The sequence below is a fragment of the Streptomyces sp. NPDC021212 genome (assembly GCF_044332925.1).
Taxonomy (GTDB): Bacteria; Actinomycetota; Actinomycetes; order Streptomycetales; family Streptomycetaceae; genus Streptomyces.
Genome location: NZ_JBIRPZ010000002.1, coordinates 291,990 through 307,836, shown reverse-complemented (window position 1 = coordinate 307,836; position 15,847 = coordinate 291,990). Strand labels below are relative to the sequence as shown.

The window sequence follows — 15,847 nt, the reverse complement described above, 5'->3', positions numbered from 1 at the left end:
GTAATCGGCGGGGAAGAGGCGAGCGATGGCCATGGCGGACAAGCCCAGGGTCGTGCTGGGGGTCAGCGGCGGGATCGCCGCCTACAAGGCGTGTGAGCTGCTGCGGCGGCTGACGGAGTCCGGGCATGACGTCCGCGTCGTGCCGACCGCCTCAGCGCTGCACTTCGTCGGCGAGGCGACCTGGTCGGCGCTCTCCGGGCATCCGGCGGGCACCGAGGTGTGGGAGTCCGTCCACGAGGTGCCGCACGTGCGCATCGGCCAGTCCGCGGACCTGGTCGTGGTCGCCCCCGCCACCGCCGATCTGCTCGCCAAGGCCGCCCACGGCCTCGCCGACGACCTGCTGACCAATACGCTGCTCACCGCCCGATGTCCGGTCGTCTTCGCGCCCGCCATGCACACCGAGATGTGGGAGCACCCCGCCACCCAGGAGAACGTGGCGACCCTGCGCCGCCGCGGCTGTGTGGTCATCGAGCCCGCCGTCGGCCGGCTGACCGGTGTGGACACCGGGAAGGGGCGGCTGCCGGACCCCCAGGAGATCTTCGAGGTCGCCCGCCGGGTGCTGGCCCGTGGCCCCGAGGCGACCCGCGCCGATCTGGCCGGACGCCATGTGGTGATCAGCGCCGGAGGCACCCGTGAGCCGCTGGACCCGGTGCGCTACCTGGGCAACCGGTCCACGGGCAAGCAGGGGTACGCCCTGGCCCGCGCCGCCGTGGCCCGGGGCGCCAGGGTGACTCTTGTCTCGGCCAACAGCGAGCTGCCCGCCCCGGCCGGTGCCGATGTGGTGCAGGTGGGGACCGCGGTCCAGCTGCGGGAGGCGGTCCTGAAGGCCGCCGCGGACGCCGACGCCGTGGTGATGGCCGCCGCGGTCGCCGACTTCCGGCCCGCCCAGTACGCCCCGGGAAAGATCAAGAAGCAGGACGGGCGGGAGCCCGAACCGGTCGCTCTGGTGCGCAACCCGGATGTTCTGGCGGAAATCTCCGCCGAGCGCGCCCGCCCCGGCCAGGTGATCGTCGGCTTCGCCGCCGAGACGGATGACGTTCTTGTGAACGGGCGCGCGAAGCTCGCCCGCAAGGGCTGCGATCTGCTCGTGGTGAACGAGGTGGGGGAGCACAAGACCTTCGGCTCGGAGGAGAACGAGGCGGTGGTGCTCGCGGCGGACGGCGCCGAGACGCCCGTCCCCTACGGCCCGAAGGAAGCCCTGGCCGAGACCGTCTGGGACCTGGTGGCGACCCGTCTCGGGTGACCTTCGCGCGATCTTCACAGGACATTCGCGTGACCTTCGGCCGTACGTGGGTAGGCATTGCCGCCACCATGGGTTGATCCATGGCAGGGAGCGCCCGATCGGGCCATGACGGCGATCCGTCATGGGGGCCGTGCTGTATTTCGGCTCGAAGCGAGGTATGTTCCAGGTCATGGCCTGCCCGTCCCGTGGGACGGGGATGCTTGACCGGCGGATACGCCGGATAAACTGGCCCAGGAACCGCATCGGGCGCAGCCCCCGGGCGGTCCCGCCCATGATCAGCCAGCAGCCGCTGCAACCCCAGGGAGCGATGTGTCCCGCCGCCTGTTCACCTCGGAATCTGTGACCGAGGGTCACCCCGACAAGATCGCTGACCAGATCAGCGACACCATCCTCGACGCGCTTCTGAAGGAAGACCCGACCTCCCGGGTCGCCGTCGAGACCCTGATCACCACCGGCCTGGTGCACGTCGCCGGTGAGGTGACCACCAAGGCGTACGCCGATATCGCGACGCTCGTCCGCAACAAGGTCCTCGACATCGGTTACGACTCGTCGAAGAAGGGCTTCGACGGCGCCTCCTGCGGCGTCTCGGTGTCCATCGGCTCGCAGTCCCCCGACATCGCCCAGGGCGTCGACTCCGCCTACGAGCTGCGGGTCGAGGGCGACGAGGACGAGCTGGACAAGCAGGGTGCGGGCGACCAGGGCCTGATGTTCGGCTACGCGTGCGACGAGACGCCCGAGCTGATGCCGCTGCCGATCAACCTGGCGCACCGGCTCTCCCGCCGGCTGTCCGAGGTCCGCAGGAACGGGACCATTCCGTACCTGCGCCCCGACGGCAAGACGCAGGTCACCATCGAGTACGACGGCCACAAGGCGGTCCGCCTGGACACCGTCGTCGTCTCCTCGCAGCACGCCTCCGACATCGACCTGGACTCGCTGCTCGCTCCCGACATCCGGGAGTTCGTGGTCGAGCACGTCCTGAACCAGCTGGTCGAGGACGGCATCAAGCTGGACACCGAGGGCTACCGGCTGCTGGTCAACCCGACCGGCCGCTTCGAGGTCGGCGGTCCGATGGGTGACGCCGGTCTGACCGGCCGCAAGATCATCATCGACACCTACGGCGGCATGTCCCGTCACGGTGGCGGCGCCTTCTCCGGCAAGGACCCGTCCAAGGTCGACCGCTCGGCCGCGTACGCGATGCGCTGGGTCGCCAAGAACGTCGTCGCCGCGGGCCTGGCCCAGCGGTGCGAGGTGCAGGTCGCGTACGCGATCGGCAAGGCCGAGCCGGTGGGTCTGTTCGTGGAGACCTTCGGCACCGCCACGGTCGACGCGGAGAAGATCGAGAAGGCCATCTCCGAGGTCTTCGACCTGCGCCCGGCCGCGATCATCCGCGACCTGGACCTGCTGCGTCCGATCTACGCCCGGACGGCGGCCTACGGTCACTTCGGCCGTGAGGAGACCGACTTCACCTGGGAGCGCACCGACCGCGTCGACGCCCTCCGCGCGGCGGCCGGCCTGTAAGCCGGCCACGGCCTGAAGCGACGGCCCGGACGCCCCGCGCGGCGTCCGGGCCGTCGCATGTCCGACTCCTCTGCTAAGACTTGATCTGTGAGCAGGGACGACGAGCAGCGCAAGGCCCCGGAGGGAGAGCCGCAGGGGGGTGAGCAGCTCGCGCTCATCCGGGACAGCGTGCGCAAGGCCAAGGTGCCGCGGGCCAAGCCGCGCACCTGGCGGGGGGCCGCGCTGGCCAAGGAGCGGCCGGTGGCCAAGGTGCTCGTGGACAAGGGGCCGGTGCACCTCGACAAGCTGTGGGACTACGCGGTCCCGGCCGAGATGGACGCCGAGGCGCGGCCCGGGGTGCGGGTGCGGGTGCGGTTCGGTGCCGGGACCGGCAAGGTGCGCGAGGGGCGCCGCGAGGGCGGCGGGCTGCTCGACGGGTACATCGTCGAGCGGGTCGCCGAGTCCGACTACCGCGGCCCGCTGGCGGCCATCGCCCAGGTCGTCTCGCCCGAGCCGGTGCTCGGGCCGGGGCTGCTCGCGCTGTGCCGGGCCGTCGCCGACCGGTACGCCGGATCGCTCGCCGACGTCCTCCAGCTGGCCATGCCCAAGCGCCACGTCCGCGCCGAGTCCGAGGCGTCCCCGCCGCCGCTGCCCCCGCCCGGACCGCCCGCGCCCGGCGCTTGGGCCCGCTACCCGGCCGGGCCCGGCTTCCTGGACGCGCTCGCGGGCGGCGGCACGCCCCGGGCCGTATGGACCGCGCTGCCCGGACCGCACTGGCCGGACGAGTGGGCCGCCGCGGTCGCCGCCACCCTCTCCTCCGGGCGCGGCGCGCTCGTCGTCGTCCCGGACGGGCGCACCGCCGCCCGGGTCGACGCGGCGCTCACCCGGGCGCTGGGCGGCGCGGGGCGGCATGTGCTGCTCACCGCGGACCTCGGGCCCGAGGAGCGCTACCGGCGGTGGCTGGCCGTCAGCCGCGGGTCGATGCGGGCCGTCGTCGGCACCCGGGCGGCCATGTTCGCGCCGGTCCATGACCTCGGCCTGGTGGGGATCTGGGACGACGGCGATCAGAGCCACAGCGACGACCACGCCCCGCAGCCGCACGCCCGGGACGTCCTGCTGCTGCGCGCCGTGCACGAGAAGACGGGCTTCCTGCTGGGCGACCTCGGCCGCACCGTGGAGGCCGCCCAACTGGTGGAGAACGGCTGGGCCCGGCCCCTGGAGGCCGACCGCGAGCAGGTCCGCGCGGCGGCCCCGCTGATCCGCACCGTGGACGAGGGCGAGGTGGCCCGGGACGCCGAGGCCCGTGCCGCCCGGCTGCCCACGCTCGCCTGGCAGACCGTGCGGGAGGCGCTGACCCGCGGCCCGGTGCTGGTGCAGGTGCCGCGCCGGGGCTACGTACCCCGGCTGGCCTGTGAGCGCTGCCGCGAGCCGGCCCGCTGCCGGCACTGCTCGGGCCCGCTGGAGGCGCGCGACGCGGACCGGCTGGCCTGCGGCTGGTGCGGGCGGGCCGAGCCCGCCTGGCACTGCGCCGAGTGCGGGGGCGTACGGCTGCGGGCGAGCATCGTCGGCGCCCGGCGCACCGCGGAGGAGCTGGGCCGCGCCTTCCCCGCCGTCCCGGTCCGCACCTCGGGCCGGGACCACGTCCTGGACACCGTGCCCGACCGCCCGTCGCTCGTCGTCAGCACCCCGGGCGCCGAACCGGTCGCCGAGGGCGGCTACGCGGCCGCCCTGCTGCTCGACGGCTGGGCCCTGCTCGGTCGCCCCGACCTGCGCGCGGGCGAGGACGCGCTGCGCCGCTGGCTGGAAGCGGCCGCGCTGGTCCGGGGACACGAGGACGGCGGCCTCGTCGTGGTGACCGCCGAGCCGACGCAGCGGCCCGTCCAGGCGCTGGTGCGGTGGGACCCGGCCGGTTACGCGGCGCGCGAACTCGCCGAGCGGTCCCAGCTGGGCTTCCCGCCGGTCTCCCGGATGGCGGCGGTGGCCGGGCCCGCGGAGTCGGTGGCCGAACTGATCGCCTCGGCGCCGCTGCCGGAGGGGACCGAGACCCTGGGCCCCGTCCCGCTGCCTCCCGCCCCGCCCGGCCGCCCGCGCCGCCCCGGCGACCCGCCGCCCGGAGCCCAGTGGGAGCGCGCCCTGCTGCGGGTGCCCCCGGGCCAGGGCCGCGCCTTGGCCGCGGCCGTCAAGGAGGCCAAGGCGCTACGGCTGGCCCGCGGCGACAAGGACCCGACGGTCCGCGTCGACCCCCTCGACATCGGCTGACCGGCTAGGGGCACCTCCCAGCGGTAGCTGGGGGAGAACCGAGCCCCGAAAAAAGGGGGGGGGTCTCAGCTGTTGCGGGGGCTCGGGAAGGCGCTGGGGCGGGGGTCTTCGCGGAGGGGCTGGGCGGTCTGCGGGGGGGCGGAGCGGGCGGCCGGTACGGACGGGACCGGCGGCACGGCGGCAGGCTCGGGGCTGTGCGCCGCCGGCGGCTCGCCGCCCTCCGCCGGGCTCGCCGTCGCGGCGCGGCGGGAGCCGTAACGGCGGTGCACCGCCTGCTTGGTGACGCCGAGCGCGGAGCCCACCGCGTCCCACGAGAAGCCGAGCGAGCGGTCGAAGTCGACCGCGGCGGTGACCAGGGTCTCGACGCTGTCCCGCAGTTCCTGGGCGAGCCGCACGGTGGGCGCCGGGGCGCGCCCGTAGACCACGAAGCCCGCGGACGGTCCGGTACGCCGCGGCCGGTAGACGTTGCCGAGCTGGGCGGTGAGGGTGCGCAGCGCGTCCACCTGTCGGCGGACCCGCTCGATGTCCCGGACCAGGAGGTGCAGGCTGGCCCGTGCCTGGGCGTCGTGAGTTGCGTGGTCGGCCATGAACAAGCCTCTCGAACCGGCGGTGAAGGGGGTGGGCGGGAAGGGAACCGGGCCGCGGTCGCGGCCCGGCGAGGTCAATCTCTCTTGACCAACGCGACACCCGCCCGTCGGTCACGGTCCGGGGCGTGCGGGAGTCGGCCCGTACGCCCCCTGGGGTGCCGGACCATAGACTGAGGCGGCCTTTCCGCCGTTCCCCGCCCTGTACGAGAGGTAGTTCGCCACCCATGAGGCTCGTCTTCGCCGGTACCCCCGAGGTCGCCCTGCCCGCGCTGGACGCACTGATCGCGTCCGACCGGCATGAGGTGGTGGCCGTCGTGACCCGTCCCGACGCGCCCGCCGGGCGCGGCCGCCGGCTGGTGGCCAGCCCGGTCGCGGAGCGGGCCGACGAGGCGGGTATCGAGGTGCTGAAGCCCGCCAAGCCGCGCGATCCGGAGTTCCTCGCCCGGCTCACCGAGATCGCCCCGGACTGCTGCCCGGTGGTGGCCTACGGTGCGCTGCTGCCCAAGGCGGCGCTGGAGATCCCGGCACACGGCTGGGTCAATCTGCACTTCTCGCTGCTGCCCGCGTGGCGCGGCGCCGCGCCGGTGCAGCACGCGGTGCTCGCGGGCGACGAGGTGACCGGGGCATCGACGTTCCAGATCGAGGAGGGGCTGGACTCCGGGCCGGTGTACGGGGTGGTGACCGAGGACGTACGGCCCGCCGACACCAGCGGCGATCTGCTGACCCGGCTGGCCTTCGCCGGGGCCGGGCTGCTCGCGGCGACGATGGACGGCATCGAGGACGGATCGCTGCGGGCGGTGCCGCAGTCCGCCGAGGGCGTCTCGCTCGCCCCGAAGATCAACGTCGAGGACGCGGAGATCGACTGGTCGGCGCCCGCGCTGCGGGTCGACCGGCTGGTGCGGGCGTGCGCCCCGGCGCCGGGCGCGTGGACGACGTTCCGCGGGGAGCGGCTGAAGGTGGTCTCGGCGGCGCCGGCGGCGGACCGTACGGATCTGGCCGCCGGTGCGCTCGCCGCGACCAAGAAGGCGGTGTACGCGGGCACGGGCAGCCATGCCGTGGAGCTGACCTGGGTCCGGCCGCAGGGCAAGAAGCCGATGCGCGCGGCGGACTGGGCCCGCGGGGTGCGGATCGCCGAGGGCGAGCGGCTCGGCTGACAGCCTCGCCCGGCGCGCCCTGGCGCCGGTCGTTGACCTCAACCTTTGTTCAAGTTCTACGGTCCTTGATACGTGCCGCCGGTCCGGACCCACCGGCGTAATCCCCGTGGCGGCACCCCGAACCCTTCGGAGGTGCGCGATGAGCATGGAAGTCACCGCGTGGCATTCCCTGTACCAGGCCACACACGCCAGCGACGACCGGCGGCCCTTCTCCCGGGCGACCCTGCGCCGCATCGGGGGCTTCGCCCGCCCGCACCGGCGCCCGCTGCTGTGGTTCGTCCTGCTGAGCACGGTGGTGGCGGTGACCGCGGTCGCCACCCCGCTGCTCGCGGGCCGGGTGGTGAACGCGATCGACCGCCATGCGCACGAGTCCACGGTCCTCGGGCTGGCCGGGCTCATCGCCGCCATCGCCGTGGCCGAGGCGGGCGTCGGGCTGCTGACCCGGCGGCTGTCCGCGAACATCGGCGAGGGACTGATCCTCGATCTGCGCACCGCCGTCTTCGACCACGTCCAGCGGATGCCGGTCGCCTTCTTCACCCGCACCCGCACCGGTGCGCTGGTCAGCCGCCTCAACAACGATGTGATCGGCGCGCAGCGGGCGTTCAGCGACACCCTCTCCGGAGTGGTGAGCAACGCGGTGACGCTGCTGCTCACCTTCGTCGTGATGGTCGGCATCTCCTGGCAGATCACCCTGCTCGCGCTGCTGATCCTGCCGGTCTTCCTGCTGCCCGCCCGCCGGGTCGGCCGCCGGCTCGCCAGGCTGCGGCGCGAGGCGGCGGCCCACAACGCCGCGATGGGCACCCAGATGACCGAGCGGTTCTCGGCGCCCGGCGCGACGCTGGTGAAGCTCTTCGGGCGTCCGGCGGAGGAGTCCGCCGAATTCGCCGCGCGGGCCCGCCGGGTGCGGGACATCGGCGTCCGTACGGCCATGGTCCAGGTCTCGTTCGTCACCGCGCTGACCCTCGTCTCCGCCCTGGCCCTCGCCCTCGTCTACGGCCTCGGCGGCTACTACGCGCTGCGCGGCAGCCTCGACCCCGGCGCCGTCGTCTCCCTCGCGCTGCTGCTCACCCGGCTGTACGCGCCGCTGACCGCGCTGGCCGGGGCGCGGGTGGAGGTGATGAGCGCGCTCGTCAGCTTCGAGCGGGTCTTCGAGGTGCTCGACCTGAAGCCGCTGATCACCGAGAAGCCGGATGCCCGGGAGGTCCCGGACGGTCCGGTGTCGGTGGAGTTCGACCACGTCGACTTCGGCTACCCGTCCGCCGACAAGGTCTCGCTCGCCTCCCTGGAGGAGGTCGCGCATCTGGACACCCGCGGCGGCGTCCAGGTGCTGCACGACGTGTCCTTCCGCGCCGAACCCGGCCGGATGGTCGCGCTGGTGGGATCCTCCGGCGCGGGCAAGTCGACCATCGCGCAGCTGCTGCCGCGCCTCTACGACACCGACGCGGGCGCCGTGCGGATGTCCGGCGTGGACGTCCGCGACCTGACCGCCGCCTCGCTGCGCGAAACCCTCGGCATGGTCACCCAGGACGGCCACCTCTTCCACGACACGATCCGCGCCAACCTGCTGCTGGCCCGCCCCGGGGCGACCGAGGAGGAGCTGTGGGAAGTGCTGCGCCGGGCCCGTCTCGACGGGCTGATCGCGTCGCTCGCGGACGGTCTCGACACGGTCGTCGGCGAACGCGGCTACCGCCTCTCCGGCGGTGAGCGCCAGCGGCTGACCATCGCCCGGCTGCTGCTGGCCCGCCCCCGGGTGGTGATCCTCGACGAGGCCACCGCCCATCTCGACTCCACCTCCGAGGCCGCCGTGCAGGAGGCCCTCGCCGAAGCCCTGGACGGGCGGACCGCGGTGGTGATCGCCCACCGGCTGTCCACGGTGCGGGCGGCGGACCTCATCCTCGTCGTGGAGGACGGCCGGATCGTGGAGCGCGGCACCCACTCCGCGCTGCTCGCCGCCGAGGGGCGCTACGCGGAGCTGTACCGCACCCAGTTCGAAACCCAGGACCCCGAGGGGCCGAAGGAGGCGGCGGGGGCGCTGAGCTGAGCCGCGTAGGCTGGGGGGCTGATCAATCCCATACCTTCCGGAGCACATTTCCCGTGAGCCCCCAGCCCGACCCTCCCCGTCGCAGCCGCCCCGGCAAGCCCTACCGCAGGCCGAAGAAGGACCCCGTACGGATCCTCGCCTTCGAGGCGCTGCGGGCCGTCGACGAACGGGACGCGTACGCCAACCTCGTCCTCCCGCCCATGCTCCGCAAGGCGCGGGAGGGCGACGGGTTCGACGCCCGGGACGCGGCGCTCGCCACCGAGCTGGTCTACGGCACCCTGCGCCACCAGGGCACCTACGACGCGATCATCGCCGAATGCGTGGACCGCCCGCTGCGCGAGGTGGACCCGCCGGTCCTCGACGTGCTGAGCCTGGGCGCCCACCAGCTGCTGGGCACCCGCATCCCCACCCACGCCGCCGTCTCCGCGAGCGTCGAACTGGCCCGGGTGGTGCTCGGCGACGGGCGCGCCAAGTTCGTCAACGCGGTGCTGCGCAAGATCGCCGCCGCGGACCTCGACACCTGGCTGGAGCGGGTCGCCCCGCCGTACGACGAGGATCCCGAGGACCATCTCGGCGTCGTGCACGCGCATCCGCGCTGGATCGTCTCGGCGCTGTGGGACGCGCTCGGCGGCGGCCGGGCCGGGATCGAGGACCTGCTGGAGGCCGACAACGAACGGCCCGAGGTCACCCTCGTCGCCCGCCCCGGCCGGGCCCGCCCCGACGAGCTGGTCGCCGCCGTCGGCGAGGAGTCCGCGCTGCCGGGCCGCTGGTCCCCGTACGCCGTGCGGCTCACCGAGGGCGGCGAGCCCGGCGCGCTGGACGCGGTCCGCGAGGGACGCGCCGGAGTGCAGGACGAGGGCAGCCAGCTCGTCGCCCTCGCGCTCGCGAACGCCCCACTCGACGGCCCCGACCGGCGCTGGCTGGACGGCTGCGCCGGTCCCGGCGGCAAGGCCGCCCTGCTCGGCGCGCTCGCCGCGGGGCGCGGCGCGTCCCTGCTGGCCGCCGAGAAGCAGCCGCACCGGGCCCGGCTGGTGGAGCGGGCGCTCGCCGGCAACCCCGGCCCGTACCAGGTGATCGCCGCCGACGGAACCCGCCCGCCGTGGCGGCCGGAGAGCTTCGACCGGGTGCTGGTCGACGTGCCGTGCACCGGCCTCGGCGCGCTGCGCCGCCGTCCCGAGGCGCGCTGGCGCCGCCGCCCGGAGGACCTGGCCGGGTTCGCCCCGCTCCAGCGCGGGCTGCTGCGCGAGGCGCTGGCCGCGTCACGGATCGGCGGCATCGTCGGCTACGCGACCTGCTCCCCGCACCCGGCCGAGACCCGCGCCGTGGTCGAGGACGTGCTGGGGGAGGCCCGCAAGGGCGAGGGCGCGACGGCGGAGTGGATCGACGCCCGCCCCCTGATGCCGGGCGTCCCCGCCCTGGGCGAGGGCCCCGACGTCCAGCTGTGGCCGCATCTGCACGGCACGGACGCGATGTACCTGGCCCTGCTGCGCCGCACCGGGTGACCCCCGGACGTCAGCTGAAGATCGCCAGAGGGCGTACCTCCAGTACGCCCTCCGCCACCTCCCAGCTCTGCACCTTGCCCAGGCAAAGCCCGGGGAAGGAGCCGGAGGAGCCGGGAGGCTCCCCGTCCCCGCGCAGCCCGGCGGAGACGCACGACATCCGGACCCGGGCGCCCGGGGCGGACTCGTAGTCGGCGACGAAGACGGTCCGGCCCTCCGCCCGGTCCCCGGCGTCCTTCCGGAAGCTCCCGGAGAGCAGCACGAACATCCCCTTCGTGCGGCTGAGCAGGGCGCTCCCGCCCCGTGGCCGCCCCGCCAGGGCCTTCCTCAGCGCCGCGTTCCGCCGTACGGTGCCCTGCCACAGATCGGCGTGGACGATGGCGTCACTGCGCTCCAGGCCGTCCACGATGACGCCGATCGCCGAGATCGGCTCGGCCGCCTCGATGTACTTGACGACCATGTCACGGCTGGTCTCGATGCCCGCGTCCGGTCCGAGGAACGGAATGAGCTGGAGCGTGAGGCCGAGGGCCCTGCTCTTGGTGGTCCGCAGCTCGACCTCCTTCCTGAGCGACACGGAGTAGCGGTTCAGCTGGAAGTTGTCCATGATCGCCGTGTTGTCGAGGTAGCGGCAGGTCCAGTCGATCATCAGCCGCTCCGAGGGGCGTCTGTGCCGCCGCCGGGCGCCGGCCAGCAGGGCCACGGCCGTCACGAGGCTCGCGGCGGTCGTCAGCCAGAGGAGCATCCACGGCCACCAGATGTCCCACCACAGGCCGTCATGGAAGAGGGGCACGGTTCCACCTCGATGTGTCCGGGCCGGTCAGTCCGTTGGGGCCGCCGGGCAGTCGTCGACGATGCGGAGCATCCGTTCCAGGACCGTGGGCTTGGGCGTCCCCGCCTTGGTCTCGTCGTGGCCGGCGGGTTCGGCGGGCGGGGGCGGCACGCCCTGCCGCCGCAGATACGTCCTCAGCGCCTCGGTACCGAGGCTGCCGCCGCCGTCGCTCCCGGAGCCGAGGACGCGGAAGCCCAGCGCCGTCGCACGGCTGCGCAACGCGGGGTCCCCGACGAGGAGTTCGGCGAGCCGGTCGGCCTTGTGGCTGAGCATGATGAACTGCGGCCGGGTCATCATCGGAACCCTGGGGTAGAGCAGCACGCGGTCGGAGTCGTAACGGTGCCGCGCGGCGCCGTACCGGGCCTGGTAGGCGAGGTACTGGTGCTCGTAGACCACCACGATCGGGTCGCGGGTCGGGTCCTTGTGGGCGGAGTACTGCTGGAACAGGTCGGCGCCGGCGCTGCCCTGGGCCGTCAGCAGCGGTTTGATCCTCCGCGCGACCTTCTCGGCCTCCGCGGTCCCGGCGGGCACCTTGCCGCCGTTGCGGGTGTAGGCGACCAGGCTCAGATAGGTGCCGGCCGAATTGGACTGGCAGAGGTCGGAGGTCCGGGCGAGGACGACGTTCCCGTTCCGGATGCCCTGCTTGCCGATGCCCAGGTCGTTCCACGTCTCGCCGCGCTCGGTCGTGTCGAGGAACTTGTCCATGTCGAGCGAGTAGTAGAGCGGCTTGCCCCCGCCGGAGGGGGACTGCGGGGTGGCCATACCCGCCTTGCGCAGGGTCTCGGCGTAGGGCCGGTAGGTGGCGAGGACCAGCGGCGTCTCCAGCGGCCACTTCGAATCGCTGTACTGGCCGCGCGCCTCCCGCGCATCGGTGATCAGCCGCCCGGCGGCCGGACCGGAGGGGAAGGCGAAGTCGTAGCCGTCCAGGCTTCCCACCGCCACCTCGCGGGACCCCGCGCTGAGGGTGTGCACCCGGATGCCGTTCCGGAGCAGGATCCGGGTGACCTCCGGGTCCTCGAAGAGCACGGCCTTGGAACCGAGCCGTCCTTCCAGCGTCGTCACCGGCTGGAACGGCAGGAACAGATGTCCGGCCGACGCCAGCCGGACCGTCCCGGCCACCACCAGGGCGAACGCCAGGGGCAGGGCCAGCGTGCGGAGGCGGTGGAGGAGGGGAGGGCGCGGCGGGCGCGCGATGCGCAGACCGGGTTCCACTCTCCCAGAGCTCGCGGCGCTCGCCGTATCGTCCACACGTCCCCCCAGAACCGGTGCGTACGCCCCTCAGCATGCCCCGGTCCCATGGCCTTGGGGAACCATCGGCGCGAAGGGGTGGTGAAGACGGCGCACGGCCCGCGTCCTCCCGGGCCGGGGACGAGGGGGTCGGGGACGAGCGGGCGGGGGGCGTTCGAACACAGGCCGGTCACGGGATATCTTGATGTCGAGCAATGTTACAGACGTGGAGCGGAGCACCCGGTGACTGACTCGACCATCATCTATACGCACACCGACGAGGCCCCGGCCTTGGCGACGTATTCGTTCCTGCCCGTGGTCGAGGCCTACGCCTCGACGGCCGGGGTCTCCGTGGAGCGGCGGGACATCTCCCTGGCCGGGCGCATCATCGCTCAGTTCCCCGAGCGTCTCCAGGAGGACCAGCGCATCGAGGACGCCCTCGCCGAGCTGGGCGAGCTGGCCAAGACGCCCGGCGCCAACATCATCAAGCTGCCGAACATCTCGGCCTCCATCCCGCAGATGAAGGCGGCCATCGCCGAGCTGCAGGAGCAGGGTTACGCGCTGCCGGACTACCCGGACGACCCGAAGACCGACGAGGAGCGCGACATCCGCGCCCGGTACGACAAGGTCAAGGGCAGCGCCGTCAACCCGGTTCTGCGCGAGGGCAACTCCGACCGCCGCGCCCCGGCGTCGGTCAAGAACTACGCCAAGGCCAACCCGCACCGCATGGGCGCCTGGTCGGCCGACTCCAAGACGAACGTCGTCCACATGACCGGCGACGACTTCCGCTCCACCGAGAAGTCCGCGGTGATCGCCGAGGACGGTGCGCTGCGCATCGAGCTGACCGGTGACGACGGCTCCACCACCGTGCTGCGCGAGTCGGTGCCGGTGCTCGCGGGCGAGGTCGTGGACGCGTCCGTGATGCGCGTGGCGGTGCTGCGCGAGTTCCTGAAGGAGCAGGTCGCCCGCGCCAAGGCCGAGGGCGTGCTGTTCTCGGTGCACCTGAAGGCCACGATGATGAAGGTCTCCGACCCGATCATCTTCGGCCATGTCGTACGGGCCTTCTTCCCGAAGACGTTCGCCGCGTACGGCCAGGCGCTGGCCGCGGCCGGGCTCACCCCGAACGACGGGCTCGGCGGCATCCTCAAGGGCCTGGAGTCGCTGCCCGAGGGCGCGAAGATCAAGGAGTCCTTCGAGGCCGAGCTGGCCGAGGGCCCGGAGCTGGCCATGGTCGACTCCGACCGCGGCATCACCAACCTGCACGTCCCGAGCGACGTCATCGTCGACGCCTCCATGCCCGCCATGATCCGCACCTCGGGCCACATGTGGGACACCAAGGGCGAGGAGGCCGACACCCTCGCGGTCATCCCGGACAGCAGCTACGCGGGCATCTACCAGGTCGTCATCGACGACTGCCGCGCCAACGGCGCCTTCGACCCGTCGACCATGGGCTCGGTGCCCAACGTCGGCCTGATGGCGCAGAAGGCCGAGGAGTACGGCAGCCACGACAAGACCTTCGAGATCCCGGCCACCGGCACCGTGCGGGTGACCGACGGCCAGGGCAACCTGGTCCTGGAGCAGACGGTCAGCGAGGGCGACATCTTCCGGATGTGCCAGACCAAGGACGCGCCGATCCGCGACTGGGTCAAGCTCGCCGTCACCCGCGCCCGCGCGACCGGCGACCCGGCGGTGTTCTGGCTGGACGAGGGCCGCGCCCACGACGCCAACCTCATCGCCAAGGTCGAGCAGTACCTCCCGGAGCACGACACCGAGGGGCTGCGCATCGAGGTCATGTCGCCCGTCGACGCGATCGCGTTCTCCCTGGAGCGCATCCGCCGCGGCGAGAACACGATCTCGGTCACCGGCAACGTGCTGCGTGACTACCTGACCGATCTGTTCCCGATCCTGGAGCTGGGCACCAGCGCCAAGATGCTGTCGGTCGTGCCGCTGATGAACGGCGGCGGGCTGTTCGAGACCGGCGCCGGCGGCTCCGCGCCCAAGCACGTGCAGCAGCTGATCAAGGAGAACTACCTGCGCTGGGACAGCCTGGGCGAGTTCCTGGCGCTCGCGGTCAGCTTCGAGCACCTCGCGCAGACCACCGGCAACGCGCGGGCCCAGGTGCTCGCCGACACCCTGGACCGGGCGACCGCCACGTTCCTCCACGAGAACAAGTCGCCCAGCCGCCGGGTCGGTGGCATCGACAACCGCGGCAGCCACTTCTACCTGGCCCTCTACTGGGCGCAGGAGCTGGCCAAGCAGACCGAGGACGCCCAGCTCGCGGAGTCGTTCAAGGCGCTCGCCGCGACGCTGACCGAGCAGGAGCGGACAATCGTGGACGAGCTGCTCGCCGTCCAGGGCTCGCCGGCCGACATCGGCGGCTACTACCAGCCCGACGGGGCCAAGGCGTCGGCCGTGATGCGCCCGTCGAAGACCCTCAACCAGGCGCTGGCCGCCCTGCGCTGACGGTCCTCGCCGTACCGTACGGTCCGCGGACCGTACGCGACCGCCCCGGCAGGTGCTCGCGCCCTGCCGGGGCGGTCCCGTATCCGGGTACGAACGACCACGGCACCACGGGCGGCGCTTCCCGCGGGACCCGGGCCGGGGCGTACGGCTCCACCGCGCCCGCCGTCGAGCCGAGGCCGCGGTGCACCGCCCGGGCCACGGCCTGGACCGTGGCCACCCCGGCGGCCATGGTGGCGTTGTCCTGGGTGAGCACCGTGATCGTGTAGTCGTGGCCGCGGCCGGTGAACGCGCCGATGCTGTGCACCCGCCAGCCGTGCGTGGCGCGGGGCAGCCAGCCGTTCTTCACCTGGATCGTGGTGCCGCGCGGCGCGCCCGCCGGGGTGCCCCAGCGCTGCGACGCGACGACCCTGCGCATCAGCCCGAGGGCGTAGGCGCGGGACCTGCTGCCGAGCACCGGGTTGCGGTGGGTCAGCAGTTCCAGCAGTTTCTGCTCGTCCTTCGCGGTGATCCGGGTCAGCCCCCAGTGGCCGCCGTCGCCCGGCACGGTCCTCGTCATCCCGGCGAGCCGCAGGAGCGCCCTGACCCTCGTCACCCCGAGCCGGCGCCACAGGACGGTCGTGGCGGCGTTGTCCGACCTGGTGATCATGGCGGTGGCCAGTTGGCTCTCGTGGCGCGTCAGAAGCCGGTGATGGGTCCGCGCGTCCCGCAGCAGGGCGGCCAGCACGGTCACCTTCACCACGCTCGCCGAGTCGAACCACTGGTCGCCGCGCAGCGTGCAGCGGGTGCCGGTGGTGTGGTCGTGCAGGGCGACCGCCGCGGTGACGGACCTGCCGCGCAGCGCGGCGGTGACGTCCCGGGACAGCCTGGTGGCGAGCCCGGGCCTGGCCGAGGCGCAGGCCACCGCCGGGCTCGCCGTGGCGGTTCCCGCCCGGGTCAGGGGAGCGGTGAGGATCCCCGCGGCCAGCGCGAGGGAGAGGGCCGCGCGGGAGCGCGCGTGGAGGGGCTGCCCTGTCGTGATCGGTCGCATCGTCGCCTTCGCCTTCGCCAT

General features: G+C 73.4%; 11 protein-coding genes. 7 read left to right on the top strand and 4 right to left on the bottom strand.

Annotated features, from left to right (window positions below; translation table 11 throughout):
* Window positions 1-25 precede the first annotated feature (25 nt).
* The 3 genes from coaBC to ACH4SI_RS05565 all read left to right on the top strand — a co-directional run bounded on the left by coaBC (window position 26) and on the right by ACH4SI_RS05565 (window position 4,999).
* Entirely contained in the window at window positions 26-1,243 is a 1,218-nt protein-coding gene (gene coaBC, locus ACH4SI_RS05575) for a bifunctional phosphopantothenoylcysteine decarboxylase/phosphopantothenate--cysteine ligase CoaBC (protein ID WP_398292910.1), read from the top strand.
* A gap of 309 nt (window positions 1,244-1,552) precedes the next feature.
* Window positions 1,553-2,761 carry a methionine adenosyltransferase gene (gene metK, locus ACH4SI_RS05570; protein ID WP_398292907.1) on the top strand — a complete coding sequence of 403 codons (1,209 nt, stop codon included), beginning with the start codon at window positions 1,553-1,555 and terminating at the stop codon, window positions 2,759-2,761.
* 87 nt (window positions 2,762-2,848) lie between these two features.
* Window positions 2,849-4,999, top strand: coding sequence for a primosomal protein N' (locus ACH4SI_RS05565; protein WP_398292905.1), 2,151 nt, complete (start codon window positions 2,849-2,851; stop codon window positions 4,997-4,999).
* Window positions 5,000-5,064: 65 nt separating this feature from the next.
* On the opposite strand, the gene ACH4SI_RS05560 is transcribed toward ACH4SI_RS05565, so the two are convergent.
* The gene (locus ACH4SI_RS05560) at window positions 5,065-5,586 is read right to left on the bottom strand and encodes a hypothetical protein (protein WP_398292903.1); all 522 of its coding nucleotides are present in this window, start codon (window positions 5,584-5,586) and stop codon (window positions 5,065-5,067) included.
* Between the two features lie 224 nt (window positions 5,587-5,810).
* On the opposite strand from ACH4SI_RS05560, the gene fmt reads away from it, so the two are divergent.
* From fmt to ACH4SI_RS05545, 3 genes are all read left to right on the top strand, one after another.
* Window positions 5,811-6,740, top strand: a complete 930-nt coding sequence (gene fmt, locus ACH4SI_RS05555) for a methionyl-tRNA formyltransferase (RefSeq protein ID WP_398292901.1) — start codon at window positions 5,811-5,813, stop codon at window positions 6,738-6,740.
* Between the two features lie 139 nt (window positions 6,741-6,879).
* Entirely contained in the window at window positions 6,880-8,781 is a 1,902-nt protein-coding gene (locus ACH4SI_RS05550) for an ABC transporter ATP-binding protein (protein ID WP_398292899.1), read from the top strand.
* A 53-nt stretch (window positions 8,782-8,834) separates the two neighbouring features.
* Window positions 8,835-10,283, top strand: a complete 1,449-nt coding sequence (locus tag ACH4SI_RS05545; RefSeq protein WP_398292896.1) for an RsmB/NOP family class I SAM-dependent RNA methyltransferase — start codon at window positions 8,835-8,837, stop codon at window positions 10,281-10,283.
* A gap of 10 nt (window positions 10,284-10,293) precedes the next feature.
* Here ACH4SI_RS05545 and ACH4SI_RS05540 read toward each other — a convergent pair whose 3' ends face one another.
* Both ACH4SI_RS05540 and ACH4SI_RS05535 read right to left on the bottom strand, forming a co-directional pair.
* The gene (locus ACH4SI_RS05540) at window positions 10,294-11,070 is read right to left on the bottom strand and encodes a hypothetical protein (RefSeq protein WP_398292894.1); all 777 of its coding nucleotides are present in this window, start codon (window positions 11,068-11,070) and stop codon (window positions 10,294-10,296) included.
* 27 nt (window positions 11,071-11,097) lie between these two features.
* Window positions 11,098-12,321: a hypothetical protein gene (locus ACH4SI_RS05535; protein WP_398292892.1), complete on the bottom strand. Its 1,224-nt coding sequence runs from the start codon at window positions 12,319-12,321 to the stop codon at window positions 11,098-11,100.
* 258 nt (window positions 12,322-12,579) lie between these two features.
* Between ACH4SI_RS05535 and ACH4SI_RS05530 the strand changes: the two genes are divergently transcribed.
* The gene (locus tag ACH4SI_RS05530) at window positions 12,580-14,799 is read left to right on the top strand and encodes an NADP-dependent isocitrate dehydrogenase (RefSeq protein ID WP_398292890.1); all 2,220 of its coding nucleotides are present in this window, start codon (window positions 12,580-12,582) and stop codon (window positions 14,797-14,799) included.
* Here the strand turns inward: ACH4SI_RS05530 and ACH4SI_RS05525 are convergent.
* Complete coding sequence (locus ACH4SI_RS05525) at window positions 14,771-15,847, bottom strand: serine hydrolase (protein ID WP_398292888.1); 1,077 nt, start codon at window positions 15,845-15,847, stop codon at window positions 14,771-14,773. The genes ACH4SI_RS05530 and ACH4SI_RS05525 overlap by 29 nt on opposite strands.